Annotated in this window: 6 protein-coding genes; 3 read left to right on the top strand and 3 right to left on the bottom strand. The window is 52.8% G+C overall.

Going from position 1 to position 3,977, the window contains the following annotated elements; genetic code table 11:
• The 3 genes from ABYT30_RS16710 to ABYT30_RS16700 all read left to right on the top strand — a co-directional run.
• Positions 1–237 (top strand): hypothetical protein (locus tag ABYT30_RS16710; RefSeq protein WP_373097573.1); only part of this gene is annotated, 237 nt, incomplete at its 5' end.
• A gap of 47 nt (positions 238–284) precedes the next feature.
• A complete protein-coding gene (locus ABYT30_RS16705) occupies positions 285–653 on the top strand; it encodes a YajD family HNH nuclease (protein ID WP_373081353.1) in 369 nt (122 codons plus the stop codon).
• 76 nt (positions 654–729) lie between these two features.
• On the top strand, positions 730–900 hold the full coding sequence (locus ABYT30_RS16700; protein WP_373097572.1) for a hypothetical protein: 171 nt from the start codon (positions 730–732) through the stop codon (positions 898–900).
• Positions 901–924: 24 nt separating this feature from the next.
• On the opposite strand, the gene ABYT30_RS16695 is transcribed toward ABYT30_RS16700, so the two are convergent.
• The 3 genes from ABYT30_RS16695 to ABYT30_RS16685 all read right to left on the bottom strand — a co-directional run.
• Positions 925–1,290 (bottom strand): hypothetical protein, encoded by a 366-nt coding sequence (locus ABYT30_RS16695; protein WP_373081351.1) that lies wholly within the window; start codon positions 1,288–1,290, stop codon positions 925–927.
• Between the two features lie 68 nt (positions 1,291–1,358).
• On the bottom strand, positions 1,359–3,482 hold the full coding sequence (gene recG / locus ABYT30_RS16690; protein ID WP_373097571.1) for an ATP-dependent DNA helicase RecG: 2,124 nt from the start codon (positions 3,480–3,482) through the stop codon (positions 1,359–1,361).
• The coding region (locus ABYT30_RS16685) for a LysR substrate-binding domain-containing protein (protein WP_373097570.1) at positions 3,479–3,977 on the bottom strand (499 nt) is incomplete at its 5' end. The genes ABYT30_RS16685 and recG, both read right to left, overlap by 4 nt.

Genomic DNA, 3,977 nt, shown 5'->3' with positions numbered 1-3,977 from the left:
GGATCGCTCAGCGTAGATGACACTGAAGCGTGTGTCTCGCTGACACATAACGGTCAATGGTGTATCTCGGCGTTCCACTCTGGGCTTGTTTGTCTGGAAAACGTCGTCACAGGTGAAGGCCCGTGGCATATGCCTAGTATTCCGGTAACGAAGATACTCGACCTTTGGCAGCTGCTAACCGAAGGCAATGTTCAGGAATTACGCCAGCTTCCCTGGCAGGATGGAGATGGTATTTAAGGCGTGCTTAAATTCGCTAATCCACATTGTAAAAAGTAGGTGGTGTAATGAGTGTTCATAAAAAAACGCTGGATCAAGTGCTCGCGGAACAGCGAGAGTACAATGCTAAGCGAGCAACAGGGTACCGAGAAAAAGCCTTAAAATTATATCCTTGGGTGTGTGGTCGGTGTGCCCGTGACTTTGACCGTAAGAACCTATCTGAGTTAACGGTTCATCATGTCGATCACGATCATGATAATAATCCCGCTGATGGCAGTAATTGGGAGTTGCTCTGTATTTATTGTCATGACGAGGAGCATACCAAACACGAAAATTTGGTGCGCTACGGCAGTACGACCGAGAAAAAATCCAAGGCGGCGACGTTCAACCCTTTTGCCGATCTAAAGGCAAAGATGGACGGCGATAAAAAACAATAGCGCATTTAGAATTGTGGCGTATCCATTATTTATTTAATCAATGCTTGAGAGCGCAGATTGCGGGGTAGCTAATTTCATGTCGAAAAAAGTAATCAAATTTGAAATTGAAAAAGAAACCAAGAATAGTGTTCGCTATAAAGAAGTCCCCGATGAAGGAACACCCCCCATTGTGGGTTCTTTGTATGTGCAGAAGTGGTTTGCCGGAAACAGTAAATCTATTGAAGTTACGATAGAGAAAAAAGACTAGAAGTAAAAATCTCGTTACCTCGCTTTATTTCGTTTTCCCCTGCACGGTATAGCGAAAAAACACCGGAAAGGCGTTTTTGATGTAAATCTGTTCCTTGATCATGTATCGAGGGCTAATGCCACGATTCAGTTGCACTATCACGCCGCGGGAGTCGAGCCGGTAAACTTCGCCCTCGATGTCTTCGTGGTGATCATCGTGAAATCGAATAGTGCCGCTCACCGTCTCGCCGACTTGCAAGGGTGTATTGGCCTGTTGTTCAAGCACAATACCGAGTTCTGAGACTTCTAATACGCGGTAGGCCTTGTCCTTGTCTACGGTAAGCGGGGGCTGCGCCGCCCTAGGATAAGGCAGCCGAAAGAAGCGGCGCAGGTTTTTATATTTATCAGTCATACTTCATTTGTAGTCGATATTTATGGTGTTGTCGACTAAGGACGTTTGCCTATTCCCGAATTGGAGGCTTACACCGAGGCGTAAACACTGCGGCCCGATAGCCAGCGTTGAATAAGTGGTTTAACATTTTCAGGGTGTTTATTGAGAATGAGTTGGGCTTGCTCGCGCACGGCGTCGAGTAAATCGTCGTCGCGCTGCAAGTCGGCGATCTTAAAACTCATTAAGCCAGTTTGGCGGGTGCCTAGTACTTCACCGGGACCGCGCAGTGCCAAATCTTGCTCAGCAATAACAAAGCCGTCATTGCTGTCACGCAGGGCGGCTAAGCGTTCGCGACCATTGCGCGACAACGGTGTTTGGTAGAGTAATACGCAAAAACTTTGCTGGCTGCCGCGGCCGACGCGCCCGCGCAATTGATGAAGTTGGGCTAGACCGAGGCGCTCGGCATTTTCAATGATCATTAGCGAGGCATTGGGTACGTCTACTCCCACTTCAATAACCGTGGTGGCGACGATTAAGTCTAATTCAGCGGCTTTAAATTCGGCCATGACTGCCGCTTTTTCTTTTGGCTTCATGCGGCCGTGAACCAAGCCAATCCGCAATTCGGGCAGCGTTTCTTTTAATAATTCCCAGCTGGCTTCCGCGGCTTGGGCCTGAAGTTTGTCGGATTCTTCAATTAGGGTGCAAACCCAGTAGGCTTGCTGCCCACTGGCACAAACACCGCGTAGTCTTTCCATAACATCACCGCGCCGGTCGTTGGCCAGTACGACGGTGTTCACTGGCGTGCGGCCGGGTGGTAATTCGTCGATAACCGAGGTGTCGAGGTCGGCGTAGGCGGTCATGGCTAAAGTTCGGGGAATCGGCGTTGCCGTCATGATCAATTGGTGGGGCTGGCCGACATTGGCGGCGGCTTTTTGCTTTAACGCTAAGCGTTGATGAACCCCAAAGCGGTGTTGCTCGTCGATAATGACTAAGCCGAGGCGGGCGAACTCCACGTCGTTCTGAAAAAGCGCATGGGTACCAACGGCGACGTGGGCGCGGTGATCGGCAATGGCCTCGCTCTGCAGCTGGCGGGCTTTGCCCTTTAATTTGCCGGTCAGCCAGGCCACGTGCAAGCCTAGCGGTTCAAACCATTGGCTAAAGCTGTTGTAGTGCTGCTCGGCGAGTATCTCAGTGGGGGCCATAATCGCAACTTGGTAGCCGCTGCTTACTGCGCGCAGTGCGGCAAGCGCCGCCACAGCAGTTTTTCCGCTGCCGACATCGCCCTGCACCAAACGCAGCATGGGAGTGTAACTGCGCAGGTCCTTGGCAATTTCTGTGGCTACCCGTTGTTGCGCGCATGTTAGCGTGAATCCTAAACCTTTTAAAAAACCGCGCTGTAATGTTGTTGGGCCGTCCAGTGCTGGCCCACCGCCGCGTTGGGTCTCGCGTCGTAACTCTTGCAGCGCTAAATTATGGGCGAGTAATTCTTCAAAGGCCAAACGCCGCTGGCTTGGGTGCAGCCCCTCCTGCAGCTGACTGATTGAGGCATCAGTGGGAGGGTGATGTAAATAGCGTAGCGCCTCGGCTAAAGTCCAACGACTGTTTTTGAGTGCATAGGGTAGAGAATTTGCGGGTAGCCACTCAGTAACAGGGTGGTGGTCGAGATGTTGTAGCGCTTGATCGCAGAGTTTGCGCCAGCTGGTTTGGGCAAAGCCCTCGGTGCTGGGGTAAATAGGGGTGAGACGCTCCTCCACGGCAACGACGTCGTCACCATCTAACACGCGGTATTCAGGATGATAAAACTCTAGGCCGCCACTGCCCCGCCGGGGTTCACCGAAGCAGCGCAGCCGGGCGCCGGGAGTGAGCTGGGCTTTTTGCGCGGCGCTAAAATGAAAGAAGCGCAGAGTAGTGGTGCCGCTGCCGTCTTGGAGTCGGCATACCAAACTCCGGCGGCGGCCGAACACCACATCGGCGACCAGCACATTACCTTCAATGACCACGTCGGTGCTGAGTTGCAGGGCACCAATCGGGGTAATACGGGTACGGTCTTGGTAGCGCAGCGGCAAGTGGAAGAGTAAATCTTGTACGGTTTTAATGCCCAAGGCGTCTAGCTTTTCTCGGACCTTGGGGCCCACGCCTTTTAGGGTGGCGACACCGAGTTGGTGCAGTGCCACGGTGGTGGCTGGCTTGCTTCTGCTCGTGGGCTGGCTCATCCGGGCTTTTTAATTTTACGTTTTGTTTTGGATGGACTTTGTGAGCTTGGCAGCGAGGTTAGTGCCGCCGCCGAGGCTTTAATAGCGCGGCTAATGACATCCACGGCCTGGTGGCGGGGGAAGCTAGCGCGCCAGGCCAATGCTACGGTGCGGGTTGGCGAGGGATCGACAAAAGGCCGAGTACACAGCACGCCATCGCCATAGGGAGCAACTTGCGCGGCTGACAGTGGCAGTATGGTAATGCCGAGCTTCGATACCACCATGTGTTTTAAAGTTTCTAAGGAGCTGCCTTCCACAACTGACTGTAATAGCCGGTCGCCATTGGCAAAGGTTTGTCGCAGGCCGGGACACGCGGCCATGACTTGATCGCGAAAACAGTGGCCTTCTCCTAGCAGCAGGACGTTTTCATTCAGTAAGTCGTCTTGGTGCAGCGCTGTTTTAATGGCGAGGGGGTGGTCGCAGGGCAGCAGTACCACAAAGGGCTCCTCGTAGAGG

This window comes from Zhongshania sp., assembly GCF_041623545.1.
Classification (GTDB): domain Bacteria; phylum Pseudomonadota; class Gammaproteobacteria; order Pseudomonadales; family Spongiibacteraceae; genus Spongiibacter.
The sequence above is the reverse complement of the archived record's forward strand: the minus strand, read 5'-3'. Positions and strand labels throughout refer to the sequence as shown.